The following is a 25,562-nucleotide window of genomic DNA, read 5'->3' on the forward strand; positions in this document are numbered from 1 at the left end:
GGCGGCTCCGCGCCCCGGATGCGACACTGCCGGGGAGGTGGTCGCATGGTGTCCGGGAGCTCCAGCGCGCCGCGGGACGGTGTCGTCGTCGTCGGCGCGGGGGTCGTGGGCGCCTCCGTGGCGTACCACCTGGCGCGCCTCGGGGTGCGCGTGACGCTGCTCGACCGGGAGGCGGCCCCGGCCGCCGGCGTCACCGGTGCCTCCTTCGCCTGGATCGGCGGCACCGCCGGCGACTGGCCCGGCGGCGCCGAGGACTTGCGCGCGTCCGTGCTCGCCGACCACCGGCGGCTGGAGGCCGAGGTGCCGGGCTACGCGGTCCGCTGGACGGGTTCGCTGACGTGGGCCGGCGAACAGAGCGCGGACGGCACGCCCGCGGTGCCGGGCAGGCACCGGGTCGTACGGGACGCCATCGCGGCACTGGAGCCCCACCTCCGCGACCCGCCCGCGCACGCCCTCCACACCCCCGGCGACGGGGGCCTCGACCCGGAGGCGATGACCCGCGCGCTGATCGCCGCCGCCCGCGCCCGCGGCGCGACGGTGCTCCTCGGCACTCCGGTGACGGCGCTGGAGACCGAGGCGGGCCGGGGCACCGGAGCGCGTTCCGCGACGGGCTTCCATCCGGCGGCGACGGTCGTCCTCGCCGCCGGCACCGGCGTCGCCGCGCTGTCCGCGGCGCTGCCCGCCGAGGTGCCCGTACCGGAGTCCCCGGCCTTCCGGGTCCGGGTCGCGGCGCCGCCGGGCCTGGTCAGGACCATCGTGTCGACACCGGAGTTCGAGGTGCGCGAGGTGCGCGACGGCGAACTCCTCATGACCCTGCCGCGCGTCGACGGCACCTCACCCCACGCGCCTGCGCGGGCTGCCGAGAACGCCCTCCGCCACCTCAGGAACACCTTCCGGGGCGCCGGGGCGTGCCGACTGCTCGACCACCGCCTGGGCCGCCGCCCGATGCCGCCCCACGGCCCGCTCATCGGCTACGCGGCACCCGGCCGCTCCGCCTACGTCGCCGTCATGCACGCGGCCGTCACCCTCGCCCCCACCGCCGGCCGCCTGATCGCGGCCGAACTCACCACGGGCGAACCGCCCCCCGAACTCCGCCGCTGCCGCCCGCCGGCCGCGTAAGGCGCGACTGTGCGCGTACGCCGGCGTCCTGGCATACGCGGATCCGAGTAGCGAAGGTGTCTCCCCGCGGAGGACGCGGCCGCACCCCCGCGGGCACCAGGCTGGCCACCCGTGAGGATCACCGGAGCGCAGTTCGGCGACGCCGCCCTGGCCGCCGCGATCACCGCGGCCGGGCTCGCCGGCACGCACGTCGCCGGCGGAGCGGAGCGTGCGGACGCCGCCGTCGACGCCCGCGGGTACGCGCTGTTCGTGACCGCCGCGCTCGTGCTCGCCGTGCGCCGCAGGCGGCCCGCGGAGATGTTCGCGGTGGCGGCCGGATGCACCGCCGCGTACGTCCTGCTCGGGTACGCCTACGGCCCCATCCTCGCCGTCTTCATGATCGCCGTGTACACCCTCGCCCGGCATGTCCCCCCGGCGACGGCCGGTCCTTACGCGCTGGCCGCGCTGCTCGCGCTCCTGCCCCATCTGCTCGTGCGGGACCGCGGGCTCGGGCTCTCGGGTGCGCTCCCGGTCTCCGCCTGGGTCGTCGTCCCGTTCGCCCTCGGCTACGCGATGCGGCTGCGGCGGGACGCCGAGGTCAGGGCGCGGGCGGAGGCGATCCGGCGGAGCGCGGACGAGGAGCGGTTCCGCGTGGCCCAGGAGGTCCACGACATCGTGGGGCACGGGCTGGCCGCCATCAAGATGCAGGCCGACGTCGCCCTGCACGTACTCGGGAAGAAGCCCGCGCAGGCGGAGGTGGCGCTGGAGGCCATCAGCCGCACCAGCAGCGAGGCGCTGGAGGAACTGCGGGCGACGCTCTCGGTGATCCGCCGCACCGGCGACGGCGCCGCACCCGGCTCCGGGCCGAGCGTGACCAGGCTGGACGACCTGCGGCAGCGGATGGCCGAGGCCGGCGTGCAGGTGCGCCTCGACGTCTCCGGCCGCGCCGCGCCCCGGCTGCCCGCCGCGATCGAGCTGACCGGCTACCGCATCGTGCAGGAGTCCCTCACCAACGTGCTGCGGCACAGCGGCGCCCGGCGGGCCACGGTGCGCATCCGCCACGAGCCCGGGAGCATCCGGATCGCCGTCTCCAACCCCGTCGGCGAAGCCCCCCGGGGCGGGGGCGGATCCGGCATCGCCGGGATGCGCGACCGGGTCCTCGACCTGGGCGGCGAGTTCACCGCGGGGCTGGTCCCACCGGACACGTTCGAGGTGCGCGCCCGTCTCCCGACCGGAGGTTCCCCGTGATATCCGTACTGATCGTCGACGACCAGGACCTGGTCCGCCTCGGGCTGCGTGCCCTCATCGAGAACGAGCGCGGGATGGAACTCGCCGGCGAGGCCGCCGACGGGCTCGCGGGCGTGGAACTCGCGGGGCGGCTCCGGCCGGACGTCGTCCTGCTGGACATCCACATGCCCGGCGTCGACGGCATCACCGCGCTGCGCCGGATCACCGCGGACCCCGCCCTGGCCGACACCAAGGTGATCATGCTCACCACGTTCGAGCACGACGAGTACGTCTTCGACGCGCTGCACCACGGCGCGAGCGGCTTCCTGCTGAAGGACACCAGGCCGGTGGACCTGCTCCAGGCGATCCGCGCCGTCGTCGAGGGCGGCAATCTGATGTCGCCCTCCGTGACCCGCAGGGTCGTCCGCGAGTTCGTCACCAAGGCGCCCCGGGTGTCGAAGCCGCATCCGCGGCTGGGCTCGCTCACCGGCAGGGAGCGGCAGATCCTCGCGCTGGTGGGGGAGGGGCTGAACAACGACGAGATCGCCGGCCGCCTTGTCATCAGTCCCGCGACGGCCCGTACCCACGTCAGCCGGACGATGGCCAAGCTGGGTGCCCGTGACCGCGCGCAGCTCGTGGTGTTCGCCTTCCGGTCGGGCCTCGCCGACTGAGCGCGTACGCACGCCGCTCGCGTACGCGGATCCGCGTACGCCGGCAGCCGCCCTGCGCCCGATGCCCGGCGGCGCGGGGGTGCCGACGATGAGCGCATGGTCACTCAACACAACCGGGAAGCGCCGCCGTACGCCATCCACGTCGAAGGACTGACGAAGAGCTACGGCGACCACACGGCCGTGGACGGCGTCAGCTTCGGCGTCCGCCCCGGCACGGTCACCGGCTTCCTCGGCCCGAACGGCGCCGGCAAGTCGACCACCATGCGCATGATGGTCGGCCTGACGCCCCCGACCGCGGGCGGCTGCACCGTCCTCGGCCGCACGTACCGGCAACTGCCCGAGCCGGGGCGGCACGTCGGCGTGCTGCTCGACGCCTCCGCCCAGCACTCCGGGCGCACCGGGCGCGAGATCCTCACCCTCGGCGCGATGATGATGGGCCTGCCCGCCGGGCGGGTCGACGACGTGCTCGGCATCGTCGGCCTCACCCCGGCCGAGGCCCGCCGCCGCACCGGCGATTACTCGCTCGGCATGCGGCAGCGGCTCGGCGTCGGCCACGCGCTGCTCGGCGATCCGCGGGTGCTCATCCTGGACGAGCCGGCCAACGGCCTCGACCCTGCGGGCATCCACTGGATGCGCGGCCTGCTGCGCGACTTCGCCGACCGCGGCGGCAGCATCCTGCTCTCCTCGCACCTGCTGCGCGAGGTCGAGGTGATCGCCGACGAACTCGTCGTCATCGGCCGCGGGAAGATCGTCGTGCAGGGCACCAAGAAGGACCTGCTCGCCGACGCGGGCACCTTCGTCCGCGCCGCCGACGACGGCGCGCTCGCGGACGCGCTCACCGGCGCGGGCATCGCCCACTCCGCCGCCGCGGACGGCGGCTTCCTCACCCCGGAGTCCACCGAGCGGGTCTCGGCCGCCGCGGCCGCCGCCGGCGTGCAGGTCTCCGAGCTGCGCGCCGCGGGACAGACGGGGCTGGAGGACATGTTCCTCCGGCTCACCGCCGGCCACTCCAGGGACGGAGCGGGCGCGGGCGGCGGGACGAAGGGCGGCGGCGCGGCGAAGGGCCGTACCGGCAGGACGAAGGGCGGAACGGGACGATGACGACTCACCTCACGGAGAACCGGCGGCAGCCCGGACCCGCCGCGGAGCGGACCGGCATCCCCTTCGGCCGGCTCCTCCGCACCGAACTGCGCAAGCTCCGCGACACCCGGGCGGGCACGTGGCTGCTCATCGGCATCCTCGCGGTCACCCCGGTGATCGTCGCCGTCATGGTGGTCACCGCCGATCCCGGCGACCTCACGTACGAGCAGTTCGTCAACATCACGCAGACCCCGCAGAAGCTCCTGCTCCCCGTCGTGGGCATCCTCACCGTGACCACGGAGTGGAGCCAGCGCACCGGGCTGGTCACCTTCACCCTGGAGCCCGACCGCAAGCGGGTGCTGCTCGCCAAGGCGTGCGCGACGCTCCTCCTGGGCGTACTCGTCCTCGGCATCACCTTCTCCTCGGCCGCCGTCGGCAACCTGCTCGGCGCGGCGCTGCGCGACGGCGACGGAGCCTGGGCCTTCGGCGCGGGCGCTTACCTCGACATCGCCGTCGTCCTGCTGAGCGGGCTGATGATGGGCTTCGCGTTCGGCATGCTGCTGCTGACGAGCGCGCCCGCGATCATCGCGTTCTTCGTGCTGCCCAACCTCTCCAGCGTGCTGTTCAACACGGTGCCGGCCATGGAGAGCACCGGCTCGTGGGTCGACTTCAACCTCGCCCTCAGCGAGCTGTACGACCACGGGCTGACCGCCGGGGAGTGGCTGCGGGTGCTCACCGCGGACCTCGTCTGGGTCGCCCTGCCCGCGGCCGTCGGCGCGCTCCGCGTGCTCCGCAGCGAAGTCAAGTCCGGTTGACCGGGCCGGGTTCCGGCCGCCCCGGCGGGACGCGCGGTGCCGGCGCGGCCCCCGCCCGCTCCCGCCGGGGCTGGGCCCTGTCCGTCGTCGCCGCGGTCGCGGGCACGGTGCTCGTCGTCCCCTACCTGACGTTCGACGCCGGTGACAGCCGCCTCGACGTCGGCGGCGACCTGCACTACGGCGTGGTCGTCGGCCACGTGCTCACCGCCTTCGTCGCGCTCGTGCTCGGCCCGCTGCAGTTCGTCCCCGCGATCCGGACCCGCCGCCGCGTCCACCGCGCGCTCGGCCGCACCTATCTCCTCGCCGGGGTGCTTCCGGCGGCGCTGACGGGCATCCCGGCGGCACTGCTCTCCGGCCGCGTCCTCACCCAGGTCGGCCTGACGATCCCCGCGGTGGGCTGGCTGGTCACCGGCTGGCTCGCCTACCGCGCCGCCCGCGGAGGGGACTTCGAGAGCCACCGCCGCTGGATGACGCGCAACTACGCGCTCACCTTCCTCGCCGTCACCGCCCGTGCCGTCGTCCCCCTCCTGCTGATCGCCGGGGCACCCTTCCGGGATACGGAGGCGGGCGGCCCGGCGGCGGACACGGTGACGGACGTGATCCCGGTCGGCCAGGTCCTGGGCTGGATCGTCAACCTGGCGGTGGCCGAGCTGCTGATCCGGCGCCGCAGGGCCCGGGCCCCCGCGGCCCCGGCGGGCGGCACCCGGGTACGTGCGGGCCGGGAATACCGGGAACACCGGGAATAGGTGCCGGGACGGCGAGGCGTCCGCCACGGCGGCCGTGCGGGATGCGGCGATGCGGCGATCATGCGCCCACGCCGGGCGAAGGAGGTCCGGAACCGTCCTCCTTCTTTCCTACGGTGGCGGGGAGCCCGGCAAACGAGAGGCACCGCCCCATGAGCATCGTCGTCACCACCCCCACCGGCCGCGTCGGATCCCGCGTCGTCCGCCTCCTGCTCCAGGCCGGCGTACGCCCGCGGGTACTCGTCCGCGACCCCGCGCGTCTCGACCCGGCGACGCGCGGGCTCGTCGACGTACGCACCGGCGACATGACGGACACGGCGTTCGTCCGCGAGGCGACGGCCGGTGCCCGGACCGTCTTCTGGGTCGACCCCACCCAGCCCACCGGCCCCGACCCCAACGCCGCCTCCGAGCGGACCGCCGCGGGACTCGTCGACGCCGCCCGCGCCGGTGACGTCGCGCGGGTCGTGCTGCTCAGCAGCATCGGGGCGGAACTGCGCGGCGGCGCCGGGCACATCGACGCGCTCGGCCGGATCGAGGAGAGTCTCGACGCCACCGGGGCCGACACCCTCCACCTTCGCTGCGCCTACTTCTTCAGCAACCTCCTCTTCTCCCTGGACGACCTGGCCCGCGGCGTGCTCCCCACGCAGTTCCGCCCCGAGCGCCCCATGGCGTGGGTCGACCCGCGCGACATCGGCGACGTCGCCGCCGCGCGGCTGCTCGCCGGCGACTGGAAGGGGCGCGTCGTCCAGGCCGTGCACGGTCCTGAGGACCTGAGCTTCCTCCAGGTCGCGGAGATCCTCACCGGGGCCCTGGGCCGCCCGGTGCGGGTGGAGGCCGTCAGCGACGCCGACGTACGCGCCGCGCTGGGCTCGGCGGGGCTGCCGCCGGGCGCGGTGGAGGCCGTCGCCGGCATGGCCGCGGGCACCCGCGACTTCAGCCCCGAGCAGCCGCGCGACGTGCTCACCACTACGCCCACCACCCTCGCCGCCTGGGCGTACGCGTACCTGCGGCCCCCGGTCAGCGAAGCGATGCGGGCAGCGGCGGCGCGGGGTGGCGACGGCGCGGCAGGTGGCGCAGCGTGAAGAGCCCGAGCGCCGCGTGCAGCAGCGCCGCGACCAGCGCCGCCGCGTGCAGCCCCGTGACGAACGCGGACTCCGCCTGACCGGCCGCCGCCGCCGTGATCCCCGGCGCCTGCAACGTCTCGGTGAGCGTCCCGGCCAGGTCGGGACCCCGCAGCCGGAAGACGAGCGCCGCCAGCGAGCCGAGGAGCGCGATCCCGAGGGCGTTGCCGAGTTCGTTGCTCGTCTCGGCGATCGCCCCGGCGGAGCCCGCGCGCTCCGGCGGCACCGCGGCGACGGCGGTGTCCGCGACCACGCTGAACGAGATGCCGTAGCCGACCCCCGCGACGACGGTGGCCGCGACGTACCAGCCCGTGCCGCCCGAGACCCCCGTGGGCAGGAGCAGCAGCAGCCCGCCGGCGATGACGAAGTGGCAGGCGAGCAGCGCCGCCCGGGTGCCGGTGCGCGCGACCACCGCCGGGGTGACGACGCAGGTGACCGTGAGCACCAGCGCGCCGGGCAGCGTCACGAGCGCGGCGTCGAAGACGCCGAGCCCGCGTACGGACTGCAGGTAGATGCCGCCCAGGTACGCCACCGCCGACCAGGCCGCCAGCGGCAGCAGCCCGGTGACCGCCGCGATCGCGAACACCCGGTCGCGGAAGAGCCGGAGGTCGATCAGCGGGTGCGCGAGCCGCAGTTGGCGGCGTACGAACCACCACAGCAGGGCGATGCCGGCGCCGGCCGCGACCAGCGGGACGGCCGCGGGACCGTGGGCCGCCGCGCGCTTGATCCCGTAGACGGCCAGCAGGATGCCCGCGGCGGAGAGCACGACGCTCGGCACGTCGACGCGGCCCTGCCCGCCGGCGCGTACCTCCCGCAGCAGCCGCGGGGCCAGCAGCAGGAAGAGCGCGACCACCGGAAGGTTGATGAGGAAGACCGAGCCCCACCAGAAGTGGGCGAGCAACTGCCCGCCCACCACCGGGCCGATCGCGAAGCCCGCGGCGAAGGCGGCCGCGAAGATCCCGATGGCCTGCGCGCGCCGCCGCGCGTCGGCGAACAGCTCGCTCAGCACCGCGAGCGCGGAGGGCAGCAGCGTCGCGCCGGCCACGCCCATCAGCACCCGGAACGCGATCAGCAGCTCCGCGGACGGCGCGAACGCCGCGCCCGCGGAGGCGGCGCCGAACACCGCCGCCCCGGTCAGCAGCAGCCGGAGCCTGCCGTACCGGTCGCCGATGCCGCCGAACGCGATGAGCAGGGAGCCGACCGCGAACCCGTAGCCGTCGAGTATCCAGAGCGCCTGGTCCGCCGACGGCGACAGCTCCGCCGAGATCGAGGCCATCGCCAGGAACAGCACCGAGCCGTCCATCGCGACCAGCAGCACCGGGCCGAGCACCACGAGCAGGCCGAGCCAGGCCCGCGCGCCGGGGGCGGCAGGGGGAGAAGTCCGCTGTACGTCCATGGCCACGACGGTGCTCCGGCGTCCGGCCGTCAGCCATCCCCGCACCGTGGGTACACCCGGCAGGGATACCCGGGGCCGCCGCACCCGCGCCCGCCCCGGCGTAGCCTCGGGACCATGGAGCTGGAGAACCTCGGGACGTACCTGAAGACCCGCCGCGGCCGCGTCACGCCCGCCGCCGCCGGACTCGGGACCTACGGCGCCGCCCGCCGGGTGCCGGGGCTGCGGCGCGAGGAGCTGGCGCAGCTCGCCGGGGTGAGCGCCGGGTACTACACGCGGCTGGAGCAGGGGCAGGCCGGCACCGCCTCACGGCAGGTGCTCGACGCGCTGGCCCGGGTGCTGCGGCTCGACCCGGCCGAGACGGCCCACCTGCACAACCTCGCCCGCCGGCCGGCCGCGCCGCGGCTGGTCCGGCCGGCGCCCGAAGCGCCGCACCCCCGGGTGCTGGCGCTGCTGACGTCCCTGGCCGAGACGACGCCGGCCGTCGTGCTGGGCCGCCGCGGCGACGTGCTGGCCTGGAACCGCACCGGGCACGCGCTCGTCGCCGAGCACGTCGACTTCGACGCCCCCGGGGACCCCGCCCGCCGTCCCTCGGTGCCCCGGATGTTCTTCCTCGACCCGCTCGTACGGGACCAGCACGCCAACTGGGCGGAGCTGGCCCGCATCCACGTCGCGTACCTGCGGCTGACCGCGGGCCGCTACCCCACCGACGCCCGCCTCGCCGAGCTGATCGGCGAACTCGCCATGGGCAGCGGGGACTTCGCGGAGCTGTGGGCCGCGGGCGACGTCGCCGACTGCACCGTGGGCACGATGCGGCTGCGGCACCCCACCGTCGGCGCGCTCGACGTCGGCTACCAGGTCTGGCTGCAGCCCGACAGCCCCGACCACCGGCTGGAGGTCTACACCCCGGACGACCCCGCCTCCGCCGACGCCCTCCGGCTGCTCTCCGCCCGGTCGCAGCCGGCGGGCGCCTGACACGATGCGGGCATGACCTCCCCGAACGAGCACGGTGACCCCGGCGGCCGTAACCGGCGGGAGCGAAGCGAGCGGGAGCGGCGCGAGCGGAGCCGGCAGGCCGGCTCCTTCGGCGCCGCCGCCGGCGCCTACGAGCGCGGCCGCCCGCCCTACCCGCCGGAGGCGACCGCCTGGCTGGTGCCGGAGTCCGCCCGCGCGGTCGTCGACCTCGGCGCCGGCACCGGCAAGCTGACCCGCGCCCTGCGCGCACCGGGCCGCGAACTCGTCGCCGTCGAGCCCTCCGCCGGCATGCGCGAGGAGTTCGCCCGCGTCCTGCCCGGCGTACGGGCCCTCGCCGGCACCGCCGAGTCGATACCCCTGCCCGACGCGAGCGCCGACGCCGTCGTCTGCGCCCAGGCATGGCACTGGGTCGACCCCGAAAGCGCCGTCCCCGAGGTCGCCCGGCTGCTGCGCCCCGGCGGGCGGCTCGCGCTGGTGTGGAACAGCCGCGACGAGTCCGTGCCCTGGGTCGCGGAGCTGGGCCGGCTGCTGCGCGAGTACGCCCCCGCACCCGCGGAGGACCGTCAGACCGACCGCATCGGCGCGCCGTTCGGGCCCGTCGAGCGCCGGGACTTCCGCTGGCGCCACCCGGTGACCGAGGCGGAGATCGTCGACATGGTCGCCTCCCGCAGCTACGTGATCACTCTGGCGCCCGCCGTACGCGACCGGCTGCTGGACCGGGTACGGGCCCTCCTCGCGGTGGCGCGACCGGGTGAGATGCCGTACGTGACAGAGTGCCATCGCGCCGCGCGATGAGTTTCGCCGGGCCGGCCGGTCCATCCGTACGGAAAGGCAATCCCTGAACGCCGGAGGAGCACCATGACCGCCCACGCACTGCCGCCCGTCGTCGACACCGGCACCTGGCGGCGCGAGCTGGACGCGCTGCGCGTCCGCGAGAAGGCCGCGACCCGGGAGCTCGACGCCATCGCCGCGCAGCGGCGCCGGCTGCCGATGGTCGAGATGCCCGACTACACCCTGGAGGGCGAGGAGGGGCCGGTCGGGCTGGTGGACGTCTTCGAGGGCAAGTCGCAGCTCATCGTCTACAACCACATGTGGTTCGAGGACAAGGAGTGGCAGTGCGGCGGCTGCACGAGCTACACCGCGCAGTTCACCCGGTTCGGCTTCCTCGATCCGTACGACGCGCGGTTCGTCATCGTCACGCAGGGCCCGATCGACCAGGCGCTGGCGTACAAGAAGCGCGTCGGCAACAAGATGACCTGGTACTCCACCGCCAACAGCCCGTTCGGTGCCGATGTCGACGCCCCGAAGGGCGGCGGGTTCGCGCTCAACGTCTTCCTGCGCGACGGCGGCACCGTCTACCGCACCTGGCACTCCAGCGGCCGCGGCACCGAGCAGTTGAGCCACACCTTCCCGCTCGTCGACGTGCTGCCGTACGGCCGGCGGGAGGAGTGGCAGGACTCGCCCGAGGGCTGGCCGCAGTCGCCCGCGTACAGCGGCTGGCTCGACTCGAAGGACATCGCCCGCCTCTACGGCGAGGACGCGTAGGCCGGCCCGCCTACGGACCGGGAGGGGGCGGCGGAGGCGGCGGGAGCGTCGCCGTGCCCGGCGCGGACTCGGGCCACACCAGCAGCAGCGGGCACGGCGCGTGGTCGACGACGAAGCGGCTCGCCGGACCCAGGCTGCGCGGGCCCAGGTGGGCGCGGTCGCCGTCCCGGGCGACGACCAGCAGTTCGGCGTCCGCCGCCGCCGCGACGACCTCCCGCTCGACCCGTCCCGTGCGCTTGGCCAGGGTGCAGGGCCGGCCCAGCCGGGCCGCGGCCTCGGCGAGCAGCTCGTCGGCGGAGGCGTCCGCGAGCCGCGCGACCCGCTCGCCCGGGTCGGGTCCCGGGCCTTCGTGCCCAGGCCGCCCGGGCGCGGGCCCGCCCCGGCCCAGCAGCCCGGCGAGCGCACCGTGCGCCGCGCCGGGTACGTCCGCCGGGGCGACGTGAAGGAGGACGACCTCCGCCTCCTCGGGCGCGTGCGCGCCCGCGGCGGCCACGCAGGCGGGCCACGTGCCCTCGACGATCCACACCACCACGGCCACGGGTCATCCTCCTCCGATCACGGTGAGCGAGACCCACAGTGCCAGCACCGCGGCGCCCAGGGCCGCCGGTACGGCGTACACGCCGAGGCGGGTGAACTCCTTCAGTTCCACCTCCGCGTCGTGCGCGTGCACCACGCGCCGCCACAGCAGGGTCGCGAGCGAGCCCGTATAGGTGAGGTTGGGGCCGATGTTCACGCCCAGCAGCACCGCCAGCACCGCGGCGGGCCCCGACGGGGCCGCGAGCGGCAGCAGCACCAGCACCGCGGGCAGGTTGTTGATCACGTTCGCGAGGACGGCGGCCAGCGCCGCCGTCCCCAGCAGCGCGAGCAGTCCCGTGCCCGAAGGCAGCAGCCGGCCCAGGGCCGTCCCGAGGCCGTTGTCGACGACCGCGCGGACCACCAGCCCCAGGGCGAGGACGAAGGCGAGGAACGGCGGCGCGGCGGCCCGCAGGAGGGCGGCGGGGGTGGTACGGCGCCGGGCCAGCGCGCGCACCGCGAGAACCGCCGCGCCCGCGCCCGCCGCCCACGCCGGGTCGATCCCGAACGCCGACACCACCGCGAAGCCGGCCAGCGTGCACGCCAGCGTCGCCAGCGCGAACACCGGCACGGCGGGCGCCGCGGCCGCGACCGGGGCGGTCGCGCCGGCGTCCAGGTCGACGGCGAAGTACCGGCGGAAGACGGCGTACTCGACGGCGATCGCCGCCAGCCACGGCAGCGCCATCAGGGCGGCGAACCGGGTGAAGCTCAGCCCGCTCGCGGCGAAGGCGAGCAGGTTGGTGAGGTTGGAGACGGGCAGCAGCAGGGACGCGGAGTTCGACAGGTGCGTGCAGGCGTACACGTGCGGCCGCGGCCGCGCGCCCAGCCGCGCGGCCGTCGCGAACACCACCGGCGTCAGCAGCACCACCGTCGCGTCCAGGCTGAGCACCGCGGTGATCGCCGAGGCGAGGACGAAGACCTGCGCCAGCAGCCGGCGTGGCCGTCCCGCGGCGGTACGCGCCATCCACGCCCCGCACGCCGTGAACAGCCCGTCCTCGTCGCAGAGCCGGGCGAGCACCAGCACCGCCGCCAGAAACCCGGCGACCGGCCCCAGCCGGGCCGCCTCGTCGGCCGCGTGGCCGGTGGAGAGCGCCCCGGTGGCGAGGGCGACCCCCGCCGCGAGCACCGCCACCACCGCCTCCGGCAGCCCCCACGGCCGTACCACCGCGCAGACCAGCACCGCCGCCAGCAGCACGACGGACAGGGCCTCGGCCGCCGCAGCACTCACCGGCTCATCCTCGCCGCTGCCGGCCCGCCGCCGCGCGAGGCGAGGCCGTGTCGGACCGGCCTTCTAACCTGGTCCGATGGAGCGATTCGAGGGATACGGGGTGCTGGTCACGGGCGCCGGGCAGGGCATAGGCGAGGCGGTCGCCCGCCGCTTCGCCGCGGAGGGCGCGGGCGTGCTGGTCACCGACCGGGACGGCGAGCGGGCCGCGCGGGCCGCCGCCGCGATCGGCGCCGCCGGCGGTACGGCCGCGGCGCTCGCCTGCGACGTGACGGACGGCGCGGCGGTCCGGGCGGCGGTCGCGTACGCGGCCGAGTCCTTCGGCGGGCTGCACGTCCTCGTCAACAACGCCTACGCCGTCCACCGCGACCCGCCGCGCTTCGAGGACTGGCGGGAGCCCGACTGGTACGAGGACTTCGAGGTCACCCTGCACGGTGCGGCGCGCTGCGCCCGCGCGGCGCTGCCGCTGCTGGCCGCCGCCCCGGGCCGGTCCGCGATCGTCAACATCGGCTCGGTCAACGCCGAACGCCACTACGGCGAGCACGCCTACAGCGCCGCCAAGGCCGCGCTCGTCTCCCTCACCCGCACCCTGGCCGTGGAGAGCGCGGCGCGCGGCGTGCGCGTGAACCTCGTCGAGCCCGGCACCGTGCGCACCGCCGTCTGGGCCGGCCGGCCCGAGGTCCTGGCCCGGGTCGAGGAGCACTACCCGCTGGGCCGGGTCGGCGAACCGGACGACATCGCGGCGGCGGTGGCGTTCCTCGCCTCCGGCGACGCGGCGTGGATCACCGGGGTCAGCCTGCCGGTGGACGGCGGGCTGCTCGCGAGCCACCTCGCGATGTCCCGGAGCATCGCGGGCGACGGACCGTGACCGGCCGCCCGGCCGGCGCGGCGGGCGCGGCGGGCGGGCTGCCGGGAGGCGGGTGACGACGGGCGCCGGTGACGACGGGCGCCGCCTCGGTTACGTTGTCCGGGCCGCGCCCCCGACCCCGGACGGTGGAGATCATGTCAGAGGAAACCTTCAGCGACGGCACGCAGCGGGTGGTCGTCGACACCTCGGTGCCGCACTCGGCGAGGATCTTCAACTACTGGATCGGCGGCAAGGACAACTACGAGCCGGACCGCGCCGCCAGCGCCCGGTTCCAGCAGGTCTTCCCGGAGATCGTCGATCTCGCCCGCAGCGGGCGGCAGTTCCTGCGCCGGGTCGTCGGCCACCTCGCCGGGGAGGCGGGCGTACGGCAGTTCCTGGACATCGGCACCGGGCTGCCCACCGCGGACAACACCCACGAGGTGGCCCAGCGCGCGGCCCCCGACTCCCGCATCGTCTACGTCGACAACGACAAACTCGTCCTCGCCCACGCCCGCGGCCTGCTCACCAGCACCCCGGAGGGGTCGACCGCGTACATCGACGCCGACGTCGAGGACCCCGAGGCGATACTCGCGGGTGCGGCGCGCACCCTGGACCTCGACCGCCCGGTCGCCGTCATCCTCATGGGCATCCTGGCGCACGTCGACGGCTACGAGCAGGCCAGGTCGGTGGTGCGGCGGCTGATGGACCCGCTGCCGTCCGGCAGTTACCTGGCGATACGCGACGGCGTGGAGGGGAACGAGAAGTACAGCCGGGCCATCGCCGGCTACAACGCCTCCGGCGCCGTGCCGTACCACCTGCGCAGCGCGGCCCAGATCGCCGGCTACCTCGACGGCTTGGAACTGGTCGAGCCCGGCGTGGTGTCCTGCCCGCTGTGGCGGCCCGAGCCGGTGGAGGTGGGCAGCCCGGTGGAGATGGCGGTCCTGGGCGGGGTCGGCCGGAAGCCGTAGCCCGCGGCCCGGGCACCGGCCCGCCGCCGCGGCGCGGGCCGCGGGCCGCGGGCATGTCTGCCGCTCGCAAAGATCGGGCCAAGGTGCGCTTTCGCCCCCTGTAGCGCGTTACGCTTCCGTGGGTAGCGTGAGTCTCGACGGCGAAGGACCACCCGGAGAACGGATGCCTGCGGAGGACCGATGACGGTGCCCACGGCGGCGGTGCACGACCCCGGGATCCCGCTCGCCGGCGAATACGAGCGCGGCGGCCGGCCCGTCTGCAGGTCCGTCCTCGGCTCCCGGCTGCGCCGGCTCCGCCAGGACCGCGGCATCCAGTTGCAGGCGGCCGCCCGCGAGATCGGTGCCTCGGTCGCCAAGCTGTGCCGGCTGGAGCTGGGCCAGGGCGGCTGCAAGGACCATGACGTCGCGGCGCTGCTCGACTTCTACGGCGTCACCGACGAGGACGTGCTCGACGAGTTCGCGGCGCTCACCCGCGGCGCCAACGCGCCGAGCTGGTGGCAGGAGTACAGCGACCTGATACCCAGTCAGGCGGAGACCCACCTCGGCCTGGAGGAGGCCGCCACCGTCATCCGCAGCTACCAGTCCCAGCGCATCCCGGACCTGCTGCAGACGGCCGCGTACGCCCGCGCGATCACCCAGCTCGGCTTCCCGCGCGACCCGGTGCGGACCGTGGAGCGCCGGCTGCACCTGCTGGAACGCCGCCAGCAGGCCCTGACCCGCGCCGACCCACCGCGCTGCTGGGTGCTGCTCGACGAGGCCGCGCTGCGGCGCTCCGTCGGCGCCCCGGGGGTGATGGAGGGCCAGTTGCGGCACCTGCTCCGGCTGCACCTCGAACACCCCACGGTCACGCTGGACGTGGTGCCGCTGGCGGCCGGCGGCACGGCCGCGGTGGCGCAGCCGATGACGATGCTGCGGTTCGCCGAGCCCGAACTGCCGGACGTGGTCTGCCTGGACCAGCTCACCGGCACGGTGCGCATCGACAAGCCCGGCGAGGTCGACCGCTACCGGCTGGCGCTGGACAACCTCGCCGCGGCCACCAGCACCAGCACCGACGCCGCCGATTTCCTCACCCGCCTGCTGCACGGCCACTGACGGCGCCGTACGGCCCGGGCGCGGTGACCGCCGCCGGGCGACACACCCCGCGGGGCCGCTGTGCCGCCCCCGCGTAGCCACCAGCCACACTGACCCCATGGTGAAAACGGAATCCTTTGCGTACGACGTGGTCGTCATCGGCGGCGGCCCCGTGGGCGAGAACGTGGCGGACCGCACCCGGGCGGCCGGTCTGTCCACCGCGGTCGTCGAGAGCGAACTCGTCGGCGGCGAGTGCTCGTACTGGGCCTGCATGCCCAGCAAGGCCCTGCTGCGGCCGGTGCTCGCCCGCGCCGACGCCCGCCGCCTCCCCGGGCTGAGCGGCCTGGTGGCCGGCGACCTGGACGCGGCCGCGGTCCTCGCCCGCCGGGACGCGTTCACCTCGCACTGGGAGGACGACGGCCAGGTCGCCTGGCTCGACGGCATCGGCGCCGACCTCTACCGCGGCCAGGGCCGCCTCGCCGGGCCGCGCACCGTCGAGGTGACCGACGCCGACGGCGTGGTGCGCACGCTCACCGCCGGGCACGCCGTCGCCGTCTGCACCGGCAGCCGCGCGCTGCTGCCCCGGCTGCCCGGCCTGGCCGACGTCAAGCCGTGGACCAGCCGGGAGGCCACGAGTTCCGCGGTCGTCCCCGGGCGGCTGATCGTCGTCGGCGGCGGCGTGGTGGGCGTCGAGATGGCCACCGCCTGGCAGGCGCTCGGCTCCCGGGTCACCGTCCTCGTCCGCGGCGGCGGCCTGCTGGACCGCATGGAGCCCTTCGCCGGCGAGCTGGTCACCGAGGCGCTGACCGAGGCCGGCGCCCAGGTGCGTACCGGCACCTCCGTCACCTCCGTGGTCCGCGAGAACGGCACGGTCCTCGCGACCACCGACGCCGGCGACACCCTCGAGGCCGACGAGATCCTCTTCGCCACCGGCCGTGCGCCCCGTACCGACGACATCGGCCTGGAGACCGTGGGTCTTGAGCCCGGCTCCTGGCTGGCGGTGGACGACAGCCTGCGGGTCGAGGGCAGCGAGTGGCTGTACGGGGTCGGGGACGTCAACCACCGCGCGCTCCTCACCCACCAGGGCAAGTACCAGGCGCGCATCGCCGGTGCGGCCATCGCCGCCCGCGCGCAGGGCGTGCCGCTGCTGGAGTCGGACCCGTGGGGCGCGCACGCCGCGACCGCCGACCACGGTGCCGTCCCGCAGGTCGTCTTCGCCGACCCGGAGGCCGCGGCCGTCGGGATGTCGCTGGCCGAGGCGGAACGGGCCGGGCACCGGGTGCGCGCGGTGGACGTCGACCTGGGCTCGGTCGCGGGCGCCGGGCTGTACGCGGACGGCTACCGCGGGCGGGCGCGCATGGTCGTCGACGTCGACGAGGAGATCCTGCGCGGCGTCACCTTCGTCGGCCCCGGTGTGGGGGAGCTGATCCACTCGGCGACCATCGCGGTCGCCGGCCAGGTGCCGGTGAGCCGGCTGTGGCACGCGGTCCCGTCGTACCCCACGATCAGCGAGGTGTGGCTGCGGCTGCTGGAGGCGTACCGCGGCTGACCGAGCCCCCGCCCCCGGAAAAATCCCGTCGCCTCCGTGGCCTGCGGTCGCTAGGGTCCGCAGCGCCGCCGCGAGAATCGCGGCCGCGGAGGGAGACGGGGATGGCGGAAGGACGTGCGGGTAGCGGGCGGTTGAGCCTGCTGCTCGACCAGTTCGACATGGCCAGGGAGGCGGCGGAGCTGCGGCTCGCCGGGCTCGGCGACGAGGAGTTCCGCTGGGAGCCGGTGCCCGGCTGCTGGTCGGTGCGGCGCCGGTCGGAGGCGGTCACGCCGCGGGCGTACGGGCCGGGGGAGTGGGTGCTCGACAAGGGCGCCGCGGACATCCCGCACAGCGAGTACGCCGGGGTGGTGCAGGACGTCGCCGGGGGCATGCCCGTGGAGAAGGTGGCCCGGGACTGGGACGTGAGCGTCGAGCGGGTCCGCGAAGTCCTCGCCCACACCGGCCCGCTGGAGCCCGACGAGACCCCGGTCACCACCATCGCGTGGCGGCTGGGGCATCTGCACTCGGGCATCGCAGGCGGCTGGGAGTGGACCTTCGGCGAGCGGCGCCGGGACCCGAAGCTGCTGGTCGACTTCACGCCCTCCGCCGAACTGGCGCTCGCGCGGTTCTGGGCGGACGTCGACCGCTGGCGCGAGAGCGTCGCCACCGTCACCGAGGAGCAGTTGGACACCGTCGGCTTCTCGCAGAACCCGTACGCCTCCGACGCCGACAACGCCTACGTCGAGGTGCTGTGGGCGGGCAACCTGGAGTTCATCCACCACATGGCGGAGATCGCGCTCCTGCGCGACCTGTGGCGGGCCCGCGGCACCGGGACCTGAAAGCCGCGCGTGCCTCGTACGCCCCCGGGACGTACGAGGCACGCGAACCGCCGGGCGTCCGGCCTCAGATGCCGAACTCCGAGGGCGGCAGCCCGAGCGCCGAGCACGCCTCGCGGAGCACCTGCTGCTCGGCCGGGTCGATGTGGCCGTCGGCACCGGCGATGACGAATCCGGTCTGGATCACCGCCCGCGCCTCCGCCGCCTTCTTCTTGGCCTTGGCGATCTCCTGCAGCGCCTCCGCCTTGCCCGCATGGAAGTCGACCGTGAGCCGGTCGAGGTGCTTGGTGAACCGCTGCCGCAACTGCTCCGGCGGGAAGTTCTGCAGCACGTCGTTGGTCATGATCATCGACTCCATGCGCTCCCGCTCGGCGGGGTGCACGTGCCCGTCCGCCGCCGCCACGAGCGCACAGACCGCCATGGTGGCGTCCCGGTACGCGCCGCTCTTCAGCTCCGTCTTCATCGAGCTGAGCTGCGACTTGAACATGCTCACGAGCTGGGCCTTGGAACCACCGCCCGAGCCCGTCGAGCCCTGGCTCCCGGACCGCGCTCCGCCCCGGGACTGCTGAAGTCCCTTCGCCTGGTCCTTGATCCGATCAAACATCGACACTGAATGCCACCTCGGGTTGCGGGCGTCCGCCCGACTCGTCGGTTCCGGTCGTCGTACCGAAGACCGCGGTGCCGCGGTCAGTCTCTCAACGCCCCGGCGGGACGCGGAGGTTCCGCATGTACCCGTCCGGGGGAACGGGGGAACCCCCTGGGGCGGGGCGCCGTCCGAGAGGCGTACGGGGGAACGAGGGGGAACGGCATGACGGGGGCTCAGACAGGCATACGGCCGCGCGGCGGCACGTGGCTGATCACGGCGGCGATCGTCGTGGGCGCGCTGCTCGCGGGCTGCGTGTGGTGGGCGGTGGCGGGCCGGGACGGCACACCCGTCTCCGGCCCCGGCGGCGCCGACGGCGCGGTGGTGCCCGGGGCGGAGACCGTGCACTTCGAGCAGGGGCACGGACTCGCGGCGGTCCGCACGCTGCTGCGGACGCCGGCGGACGTGCGGGCGTTCGCCGGCTGGTATCCGCAGGAGGGCATCGGCGGCGCGCTGCGCGGGAAGCTCCTCGCCCGCGACCTGGACGCCGAGGTCCTGGTCGCCACGGGCTGGAGCAGCGGCTGCACCAGCGCCAGAGGCGCGGTGCTCACGTACGACGAGAACACCGGCTACGCGGCGCGGCTCACCGACACGAGGACGTACGAGACGTGCGACAGCCCGTGGGACGTGCTCGCGGTCTTCGCCGTCCCGGGGAAGGACGCCGGGACGGACCCGAGGATCGGCGGCGCCCCGCCGGGGCCGCCGGGACCGGCGGAACTCCTCGCGTACGCGCCGCTCGACGGCGCCGCGGCCAGGCGTGCGCCGCGGGCGGCCGAGGTGAGCCAGCCGGACCAGTTCGGCGCCTTCGCGCGCCCGCTGCCGGCGGCGGCGACCGCGGCGCTGGAGAGCAGGCTGGGGAGCCTGTACGACTCGGAGCTGCCGGGTCCCGCGCGGCGCTTCGCCTTCACGGGGCGGGGCTGCGGCGAGGACCTGCTGCTGGAGATCACGTCGCGGCGGCTGCGGCCGGTGGGAGCGGGCGGCGCGTGCCGGGATCCGCGGCCGTACGTCGCGGTGTTCTCGGTGCCGGCGGACCGGGTGCCGTCGAGCGCGGTGATCGGCGGCTGACCCCCGCCGGACCACCCCACGCCACCCCCTCGGCCTACGCGGACCCGAGGGGGTGGCTCCGCGCGCCGGGCCGGGGCGCTCGCTGTGAGACCTTGGCCTTGGTCACCGCCGCCGCGGCGGACCGCCGCGGCGCGCGCAGCGCGCGACGTCACCGGGAGGAGCGCTGAAGTCGTACACCGCCGACGCCCTCAAGGGGCGCCCGCGCATGGCAGGACTCGTCGAGCGGCTCCGCGCGCCCGCCGTGGCGCAGACGGTGCGCGCCACCATGGCCGCCACCATCGCGTACGTCGTCGCCCTCCAGCTCACCAACGGCCCCAAGCCGCTCACGGCGCCGCTGACCGCGCTGCTCGTCGTCCAGGTGACCTTCTACGCCACCCTCACCACCGGCATCCGGCGTGTCACGGCCGTCGTGGTCGGGGTGCTGATCGCCAGCGGGTTCAGCGCGCTGGTCGGGCTGAGCTGGTGGAGCCTCGGGCTGATCATCCTCAGCTCGCTGGTCGCGGGGCGCATCGTGCGGGTGAGCGAGTTCGTGCCCGAGGTGGCGATCAGCGCGATGCTCGTCCTGGGCGTCGCCCACGTGGGGGACACGGCGTTCACCCGGATCCTGGAGACGCTCACCGGCGCCGTCGTGGGCCTCACGTTCAACCTGGTGCTGGCGCCCCCGGTGTGGGTGGAGAGCGCGGGCGACGCCATCGAGGACCTGGCCCGCCGCATGCGCCGCCTGCTGCTGCGCAGCACCGAGCAGCTCACCGAGGTCACCCCGCCGTCGGTCGCCGCCGACCGGCTGGAGGCGGCGCGCGAGCTGGACGAGTTCGTCGGCGAGGTCGACACCTCGCTGCGCCGCGCCGAGGACAGCCTGCGGCTCAACCCCCGGGTGCGCGAGGGCCTGATGCACCGGGCGGTCCTGCGCACCGGTCTCGACACGCTGGAGATCTGCGCGGTGGTGCTGCGCGTCCTCACCCGGAGCCTGTCGGACCTCGCGCAGGCCCGGCGGAAGGGGGAGCCGCTCTTCCCGCGCGACGCGGGCGCGGCGCTCCAGGACCTCTTCGCCTACCTGGGCGACGCGCTGGTGAGCTTCGCGCAACTGGTCGCGACGGAGGTCTCCGAGAGCGCCGAGACCGCGGCCGGCCGGCTGGAGGCGGACCTGTCCGCGGCCCGTTCCGTACGGGACCGGGTGGAGTCCCTGCTCCTGGAGACCGTGGGACGCGACGAGGAGAACTGGTTCCTGTACGGCGCGCTCCTCGCGGACGTCAACCGGGTCCTCGACGAACTCGACACCGAACACCGCTCCGCCCGCCTGCTGGAGGCGCTCGACCGCAGCAGCCGCGACTACCGCGAGCACATCCCGCGGCTCTCCCGCCTCAGCGCCTGGCTCACCCGCTGACCACCCGGCCGCGCACCCGGCGGCCCCTTCCGCCCGTACCGCCCGCGTCAGCGGTACGCCGCGGTCGCCGCCGCCAGCTCGTCCAGCGCCCGCAGCGACTCCGCCTCCGGCAGCGTCGGCAGATCGAGCAGCACCCGCTCGAGACCCAGTTCCGCGTACGTCTCCAGGGCCGCCGGCTCGTGCGACGCGGAGTACGGCACCACCGGCGCGTCGCCCGCCACCTCCCGCAGCCGCCGCATCCGCCCGCCCAGCTCCCCGGCCGGCACCCGGCTCGGCAGCCACGTCGCGCCGAACGCCGCGACCCGCTCGAAGGCGGGCTCGCCGCCCCCGCCCACGTAGACCGGCGGATACGGGCGCTGCACCGGCTTCGGCCAGCAGAACACCGGGTCGAAGTCGACGAACTCGCCGTGGAACTCCGCCTCGTCCTGCGTCCACAGCGCGATCATCGCGCGCATCCGCTCGTCCAGCAGCTTTCCGCGGGTGCGCGGCTCCGTGCCGTGGTTGCGCATCTCCTCGCGGTTCCAGCCCGCGCCGACGCCGAAGGCCACCCGGCCGCCCGAGACCAGGTCGAGCGTGGCGACCTCCTTCGCGGTGACGATCGGGTCCCGCTCCACGACCAGCGCGATGCCGGTGCCCAGCAGCAGGTTCCGGGTCACCGGGGCCACCGCCGCCAGGGCCACGAACGGATCGAGCGTGCGGTAGTACTTCCGCGGCAGCTCGCCGCCGGCCGGCAGCGGCGAGCGCCGGTCCACCGGGATGTGGGTGTGCTCGGCGACGAAGAGCGCGTCGAAGCCGCGCTCCTCCAGCGCCCGCCCGAGCACCGCGGGCGCGATGCCCTCGTCGGTCAGGAACGTCGACACCCCGAACTTCACGGGCGGCCACCTCTCTCGGGTACACACGTCGCGTACCCGCTCGGCTACGCGCGCCACGCACGGTCGCACACCGCGGAGGCGCCCGCAAGATCGGCCGCCGCCGGCCACCGCCCGGCAGGCGGTCCCGGCGCCGCGATGGCACAGTTGTGCAGAGGACCGCCGCGTCCCGCGGCCCGCGCGGCCGGCGGTACCCGCGAGCCCGGAGGACGGAACGGTGACCCAGAACCAGCAACGTACGGTGCACGCTCTCCTGGACGGCTACGGGACCACGTACGCCGAGGACGCGGGCATCCGGCTTCGCAACACCCCGCAGCCCCTCTACCAACTGCTCGTGCTCTCCGGCCTGCTCAGCGCCCGGATCCGGGCCGGCGCCGCGGTCGGCACGGCCCGCGCGCTGTTCCAGGCCGGTCTGGGCAGTCCGCAGCGGATGGCCGATGCCACCTGGCGGCGGCGGGTCCAGATCCTCGGCGAGGGCGGCTACCGGCGCTACGACGAGAGCACCGCCTCCCAGCTCGGCGACGGCGCCCGGCTGCTGCTGGACACCTACGGCGGCGACCTGCGCCGGCTGCGCCGCGAGGCGGACGGCGACACCACCCGGATGAGTGCGCTGCTCCGGCGGTTCCCGGGCCTCGGCCCCGCGGGCGCGGCGATCTTCCTCCGCGAGGTCCAGGGCGTCTGGCCGGAGGCCGCCCCGTACATCGACGCCAAGGTCGTGCAGGGCGCCGGCAAGGTGGGCCTGCCGGAGGACCCCTCCCGGCTCGCCCGGCTCGTGGGGGAGCCGCAGCTCCCGCGGTTCACGGCGGCGCTGGTGCACTGCGCGCTGGACAAGGGCGCGGCGCAGCAGGTCAGGGAGCTCACGCACGCGTGAGGCCGGGCGCCGCCGCCGCCCGGACGGGCGGCCCCCGCATGGCATCCTCGGTGGCATGACCATCGACGTCCGCCCCGCCTCGGTCTTCGAGGACGTCATCGTCAGGTCGACCCGGGCGGTCCCGTTCTCCAGCGGGTACGCCTCGACCACCGCGGCCTGAGCCACCGGATCCCCTCCCGGCTCAACCAGGAGCTGTGCGGGCCCGCCCGCGGCGAGTACGCCGGCTCGACTTGCGCTGAGCGCGTACGGCGAGCCCGGGGCACCCGGGTCGGAAGAGGAGGGATGTCTAAAATGCCGCCGAATGGGGTACGTGAGGCCGAATGAGAGTCGGCGTGATCGATGCGGGATCCCACACGGTGCGCCTGGTGGTCGCGGACGCGGACGGCCAGGTGCCGCTGCCCCTGCACACGGCCAAGCGGCAACTGCGCCTCGCGGAGCTCGCCGGCCCCGACGGGCGGCTCGGCGACCGGGCGGTCGGGGAGCTGGCCGCCGCCGTGGGCGCCGCGCGTGAGGAGGCCGCGCGCTGGGGGGTGGCGGAGCCGTTCGCCTTCGCCACCGCGGTCGTACGCGACGCCCCCAACGCGCGCGACATCGTCCGCGCCGTCCGCGAGCGCACCGACGTCGTCCTGCAACTGCTGCCCGGCGAGACGGAGGCCGAACTGACGTTCCTGGCGGCCCGCCGGTGGATGGGCTGGCGCGCCGGGCCGATGGCCGTGCTCGACATCGGCGGCGGCTCCTTCGAGGTCGCCTGCGGCCGCAGCCGGCTGCCCGACTTCGCCGTCGCGCTGCCGCTGGGCGCCGCCCGGCTGACCCGCGAGTTCTTCGGCAGGCACGACCCGCCGCCGCCCGCCGCCGTCAAGGCCGTACGCCGCCACGTGCGGCACCGGCTGCGCGACGTGGCCGCGCGCATCCGCTGGGAGGCGCCCCGTACCACCGTCGTCACCTCCCGGACGATGCAGCAGCTCGCCCGCCTCTGCGGCGCCGCGCCCGGGCGGCACGGCCCGTTCGTCCCCCGCACGATGGCGCAGGAGGACCTCCGCCGCGCGGTCAAGCAACTACGCGGGCTGCCCGCCGCGGAACGCGCCCGGCTGCCCGGCATCTCGCCGGCCCGCGCGCGGCAGTCGCTGGCCGGCGCGGTGGTCGCGCACACCGCCATGAAGCTGATGAGCATCGACGTGGTCACCGTCTGCCCCTGGGCGATCCGCGAGGGCATCCTGCTGCGCACCGTCGAGGAGGGCAGCATGAGCTGGTGGACGGCCCCGCCCGGCGACGAGCCGCGCGTACCGGGCCAGCGCAAGCCGCACCCGGGCCTCGGCCTCGACGCGATCAGGACGCAGATCAACCTGGCGAACTGAGGCCGCCCCGGCCGTCTCCAGGGCCGAACCGGCGGCTGTGGCGGCGCGTTGACGACGATGGCGGCGGGCGGCGTGGTACCCCGGATCTCATGGACGCAGAGGCCCAGGACAACGACGGCAGCACGGCCCGGGATCCCGCGGCCCGAAGACGCCACCCCCTCCTCTTCCGCGTGGCGCAGGCCAAGCTCCGGCCCCGGTGGCGGCTGAGCGAGATCACCGTCACCGAGGAGCCCGAGATCCGGCGCGCCGTACGGGCCGCCGCGCTGGGCAACGCCATGGAGTGGTTCGACTACGGCATCTACGCCTACCTCGCGGTCACCCTCGGCGACGTCTTCTACTCCGGTGCCAGCGAGGGCACCCGGACGATACTGTCGCTGGCGACCTTCGCGGTCTCCTTCGCCGTACGTCCCCTGGGCGGTGCCTTCTTCGGCCCGCTCGGCGACCGCGTCGGCCGCAAGCAGGTGCTGGCGCTGACGATGATCCTGATGGCGTCGGCGACCTTCTCCATCGGCCTCATCCCCAGCTACGACACCATCGGCCTGTGGGCGCCCCTGCTGCTCATCATCGCCCGGCTGACGCAGGGCTTCTCCACCGGCGGCGAGTACGGCGGCGCGGCGACCTTCATCGCCGAGTACGCCCCCGACAAGCGGCGCGGCTACTACGGCAGCTTCCTGGAGATGGGCACCCTCGCCGGCTACATCGGCGCCTCCGGGCTCGTCCTCGTGCTCACCGCGGGCATCGGCGAGGACGGCATGGCCTCCTGGGGCTGGCGCATCCCGTTCCTCATCGGCGGCCCGCTCGGCGCGATCGGCCTCTACCTGCGGCTGCGGCTGGAGGAGACGCCCGCCTTCGTGAAGTCCGAGGCGGGCCGGGCCACCGTGGCGGAGGTGACGGGCGAGGCCGAGCCCGCACTGGGCCGGAAGACCGAGGGCGGGAAGGCCGGGGGGAAGCAGACGCCGGGGGAGCTGCGGCGGATCATGGCGGGGCAGCGGCAGACGATGCTGCTGTGCATCGCGCTGGTGGCGGCGTACAACGTGGCGAACTACATGCTGCTCACGTACATGCCGACGTATCTCACGGAAGTCCTGGACTGGCCGCGCGCCGAGCAGCTCGCCGTGGTCATCGCCACGATGGTCGCGATGATCTCCGTGGTCACGCTCGTCGGCCGCGCCAACGACCGGATCGGCCGCAAACCGCTGCTGATGATCGGCATGGTCGGCTTCCTCGTGGTGAGCGCACCGGCCTACATCCTGGTGCGCCAGGGGGCCGTCCTCGCCGTCTTCGGCGGCATGCTCCTGCTGGGCGCCTGCCTCATCTGCCTCCAGGGCACCATGTCGGCGACGCTGCCGGCGCTCTTCCCCACGGAGGTCCGCTACGGCTCGCTGGCCATCGGCTACAACCTCTCCGTCGCGGTCTTCGGCGGCACCACCCCCGCCGTCATCGAGGGGCTGGTGCACGTCCTGGACACGCCGATGGCGGCGGCGTACTACACGATGGCCTTCGCCGTCGTCGGCATCGTCTCCGTCTCGCTGCTGACGGAGACGGCGGGCCTGCCGCTGGAGGGCTCACCGCCCGCGGTGGCCACGGCGGCGGAGGCGGAGGAGGTCGTACGCACCCAGCGCCGGAACCTGCTCTGACCCCCACCGGGGCGGCGGCCGG

General features: G+C 75.2%; 25 protein-coding genes. 20 read left to right on the top strand and 5 right to left on the bottom strand.

Annotation, left to right across the window (positions count from 1 at the left end):
* The first annotated feature begins 45 nt into the window (after nucleotides 1-45).
* From DMB38_RS32385 to DMB38_RS32415, 7 genes are all read left to right on the top strand, one after another.
* Nucleotides 46-1,119, top strand: a complete 1,074-nt coding sequence (locus DMB38_RS32385; RefSeq protein WP_125938151.1) for an FAD-binding oxidoreductase — start codon at nucleotides 46-48, stop codon at nucleotides 1,117-1,119.
* A gap of 111 nt (nucleotides 1,120-1,230) precedes the next feature.
* Nucleotides 1,231-2,346, top strand: coding sequence for a histidine kinase (locus DMB38_RS32390; RefSeq protein WP_125938152.1), 1,116 nt, complete (start codon nucleotides 1,231-1,233; stop codon nucleotides 2,344-2,346).
* Nucleotides 2,343-2,996 (top strand): response regulator transcription factor, encoded by a 654-nt coding sequence (locus DMB38_RS32395; RefSeq protein WP_125938153.1) that lies wholly within the window; start codon nucleotides 2,343-2,345, stop codon nucleotides 2,994-2,996. The genes DMB38_RS32390 and DMB38_RS32395 overlap by 4 nt, the downstream gene beginning before the upstream one ends.
* Nucleotides 2,997-3,092: 96 nt before the next feature.
* The gene (locus DMB38_RS32400; RefSeq protein WP_125938154.1) at nucleotides 3,093-4,097 is read left to right on the top strand and encodes an ATP-binding cassette domain-containing protein; all 1,005 of its coding nucleotides are present in this window, start codon (nucleotides 3,093-3,095) and stop codon (nucleotides 4,095-4,097) included.
* Complete coding sequence (locus DMB38_RS32405) at nucleotides 4,094-4,891, top strand: ABC transporter permease (RefSeq protein WP_125938155.1); 798 nt, start codon at nucleotides 4,094-4,096, stop codon at nucleotides 4,889-4,891. Before DMB38_RS32400 ends, DMB38_RS32405 begins: the two co-directional genes overlap by 4 nt.
* Complete coding sequence (locus DMB38_RS32410; RefSeq protein ID WP_125938156.1) at nucleotides 4,888-5,637, top strand: DUF2306 domain-containing protein; 750 nt, start codon at nucleotides 4,888-4,890, stop codon at nucleotides 5,635-5,637. Before DMB38_RS32405 ends, DMB38_RS32410 begins: the two co-directional genes overlap by 4 nt.
* A gap of 149 nt (nucleotides 5,638-5,786) precedes the next feature.
* Nucleotides 5,787-6,716: an NAD(P)H-binding protein gene (locus DMB38_RS32415; RefSeq protein ID WP_125938157.1), complete on the top strand. Its 930-nt coding sequence runs from the start codon at nucleotides 5,787-5,789 to the stop codon at nucleotides 6,714-6,716.
* On the opposite strand, the gene DMB38_RS32420 is transcribed toward DMB38_RS32415, so the two are convergent.
* Nucleotides 6,652-8,151, bottom strand: coding sequence for an MFS transporter (locus DMB38_RS32420; protein WP_206337779.1), 1,500 nt, complete (start codon nucleotides 8,149-8,151; stop codon nucleotides 6,652-6,654). The genes DMB38_RS32415 and DMB38_RS32420 overlap by 65 nt on opposite strands.
* Before the next feature lie 114 nt (nucleotides 8,152-8,265).
* On the opposite strand from DMB38_RS32420, the gene DMB38_RS32425 reads away from it, so the two are divergent.
* From DMB38_RS32425 to DMB38_RS32435, 3 genes are all read left to right on the top strand, one after another.
* Nucleotides 8,266-9,123: a helix-turn-helix transcriptional regulator gene (locus DMB38_RS32425; RefSeq protein ID WP_125938159.1), complete on the top strand. Its 858-nt coding sequence runs from the start codon at nucleotides 8,266-8,268 to the stop codon at nucleotides 9,121-9,123.
* A 12-nt stretch (nucleotides 9,124-9,135) separates the two neighbouring features.
* Nucleotides 9,136-9,918: a class I SAM-dependent methyltransferase gene (locus DMB38_RS32430; RefSeq protein WP_125938160.1), complete on the top strand. Its 783-nt coding sequence runs from the start codon at nucleotides 9,136-9,138 to the stop codon at nucleotides 9,916-9,918.
* Nucleotides 9,919-9,981: 63 nt separating this feature from the next.
* Nucleotides 9,982-10,668: a DUF899 family protein gene (locus DMB38_RS32435; protein ID WP_125938161.1), complete on the top strand. Its 687-nt coding sequence runs from the start codon at nucleotides 9,982-9,984 to the stop codon at nucleotides 10,666-10,668.
* A 10-nt stretch (nucleotides 10,669-10,678) separates the two neighbouring features.
* On the opposite strand, the gene DMB38_RS32440 is transcribed toward DMB38_RS32435, so the two are convergent.
* Together DMB38_RS32440 and DMB38_RS32445 are read right to left on the bottom strand one after the other, a co-directional pair.
* Nucleotides 10,679-11,206 carry a universal stress protein gene (locus tag DMB38_RS32440; protein WP_125938162.1) on the bottom strand — a complete coding sequence of 176 codons (528 nt, stop codon included), beginning with the start codon at nucleotides 11,204-11,206 and terminating at the stop codon, nucleotides 10,679-10,681.
* A gap of 3 nt (nucleotides 11,207-11,209) precedes the next feature.
* Nucleotides 11,210-12,469 carry an SLC13 family permease gene (locus tag DMB38_RS32445; protein WP_125938163.1) on the bottom strand — a complete coding sequence of 420 codons (1,260 nt, stop codon included), beginning with the start codon at nucleotides 12,467-12,469 and terminating at the stop codon, nucleotides 11,210-11,212.
* Nucleotides 12,470-12,545: 76 nt separating this feature from the next.
* Here DMB38_RS32445 and DMB38_RS32450 point away from each other — a divergent pair, with 76 nt between their 5' ends.
* The 5 genes from DMB38_RS32450 to DMB38_RS32470 all read left to right on the top strand — a co-directional run bounded on the left by DMB38_RS32450 (nucleotide 12,546) and on the right by DMB38_RS32470 (nucleotide 17,719).
* Complete coding sequence (locus DMB38_RS32450) at nucleotides 12,546-13,334, top strand: SDR family oxidoreductase (protein WP_125938164.1); 789 nt, start codon at nucleotides 12,546-12,548, stop codon at nucleotides 13,332-13,334.
* A gap of 134 nt (nucleotides 13,335-13,468) precedes the next feature.
* The gene (locus DMB38_RS32455; RefSeq protein WP_125938165.1) at nucleotides 13,469-14,281 is read left to right on the top strand and encodes an SAM-dependent methyltransferase; all 813 of its coding nucleotides are present in this window, start codon (nucleotides 13,469-13,471) and stop codon (nucleotides 14,279-14,281) included.
* A 180-nt stretch (nucleotides 14,282-14,461) separates the two neighbouring features.
* Nucleotides 14,462-15,373, top strand: a complete 912-nt coding sequence (locus tag DMB38_RS32460) for a helix-turn-helix transcriptional regulator (protein WP_125938166.1) — start codon at nucleotides 14,462-14,464, stop codon at nucleotides 15,371-15,373.
* A 97-nt stretch (nucleotides 15,374-15,470) separates the two neighbouring features.
* The gene (locus DMB38_RS32465; RefSeq protein ID WP_125938167.1) at nucleotides 15,471-16,901 is read left to right on the top strand and encodes an NAD(P)/FAD-dependent oxidoreductase; all 1,431 of its coding nucleotides are present in this window, start codon (nucleotides 15,471-15,473) and stop codon (nucleotides 16,899-16,901) included.
* 101 nt (nucleotides 16,902-17,002) lie between these two features.
* A complete protein-coding gene (locus DMB38_RS32470; protein ID WP_125938168.1) occupies nucleotides 17,003-17,719 on the top strand; it encodes a DinB family protein in 717 nt (238 codons plus the stop codon).
* A gap of 64 nt (nucleotides 17,720-17,783) precedes the next feature.
* Here the strand turns inward: DMB38_RS32470 and DMB38_RS32475 are convergent, their stop codons facing one another.
* Complete coding sequence (locus tag DMB38_RS32475) at nucleotides 17,784-18,326, bottom strand: TerB family tellurite resistance protein (RefSeq protein ID WP_206337780.1); 543 nt, start codon at nucleotides 18,324-18,326, stop codon at nucleotides 17,784-17,786.
* A 198-nt stretch (nucleotides 18,327-18,524) separates the two neighbouring features.
* Between DMB38_RS32475 and DMB38_RS32480 the strand changes: the two genes are divergently transcribed.
* Together DMB38_RS32480 and DMB38_RS32485 are read left to right on the top strand one after the other, a co-directional pair.
* Nucleotides 18,525-19,424, top strand: a complete 900-nt coding sequence (locus tag DMB38_RS32480; protein WP_125938169.1) for a hypothetical protein — start codon at nucleotides 18,525-18,527, stop codon at nucleotides 19,422-19,424.
* Between the two features lie 205 nt (nucleotides 19,425-19,629).
* Complete coding sequence (locus DMB38_RS32485; RefSeq protein ID WP_164716157.1) at nucleotides 19,630-20,808, top strand: FUSC family protein; 1,179 nt, start codon at nucleotides 19,630-19,632, stop codon at nucleotides 20,806-20,808.
* Between the two features lie 47 nt (nucleotides 20,809-20,855).
* On the opposite strand, the gene DMB38_RS32490 is transcribed toward DMB38_RS32485, so the two are convergent.
* Complete coding sequence (locus DMB38_RS32490; protein ID WP_125938170.1) at nucleotides 20,856-21,680, bottom strand: LLM class F420-dependent oxidoreductase; 825 nt, start codon at nucleotides 21,678-21,680, stop codon at nucleotides 20,856-20,858.
* A gap of 214 nt (nucleotides 21,681-21,894) precedes the next feature.
* Between DMB38_RS32490 and DMB38_RS32495 the strand changes: the two genes are divergently transcribed.
* The 3 genes from DMB38_RS32495 (at nucleotide 21,895) to DMB38_RS32510 (ending at nucleotide 25,540) form a co-directional block, all read left to right on the top strand.
* A complete protein-coding gene (locus DMB38_RS32495) occupies nucleotides 21,895-22,548 on the top strand; it encodes an endonuclease (protein ID WP_125938171.1) in 654 nt (217 codons plus the stop codon).
* 320 nt (nucleotides 22,549-22,868) lie between these two features.
* A complete protein-coding gene (locus DMB38_RS32505; protein WP_240662584.1) occupies nucleotides 22,869-23,903 on the top strand; it encodes a Ppx/GppA family phosphatase in 1,035 nt (344 codons plus the stop codon).
* 89 nt (nucleotides 23,904-23,992) lie between these two features.
* The gene (locus tag DMB38_RS32510) at nucleotides 23,993-25,540 is read left to right on the top strand and encodes an MFS transporter (protein WP_125938173.1); all 1,548 of its coding nucleotides are present in this window, start codon (nucleotides 23,993-23,995) and stop codon (nucleotides 25,538-25,540) included.
* The last annotated feature ends 22 nt before the right edge of the window (nucleotides 25,541-25,562 follow it).

This window comes from Streptomyces sp. WAC 06738 (assembly GCF_003945505.1).
In the GTDB taxonomy this organism is placed as follows: domain Bacteria; phylum Actinomycetota; class Actinomycetes; order Streptomycetales; family Streptomycetaceae; genus Streptomyces.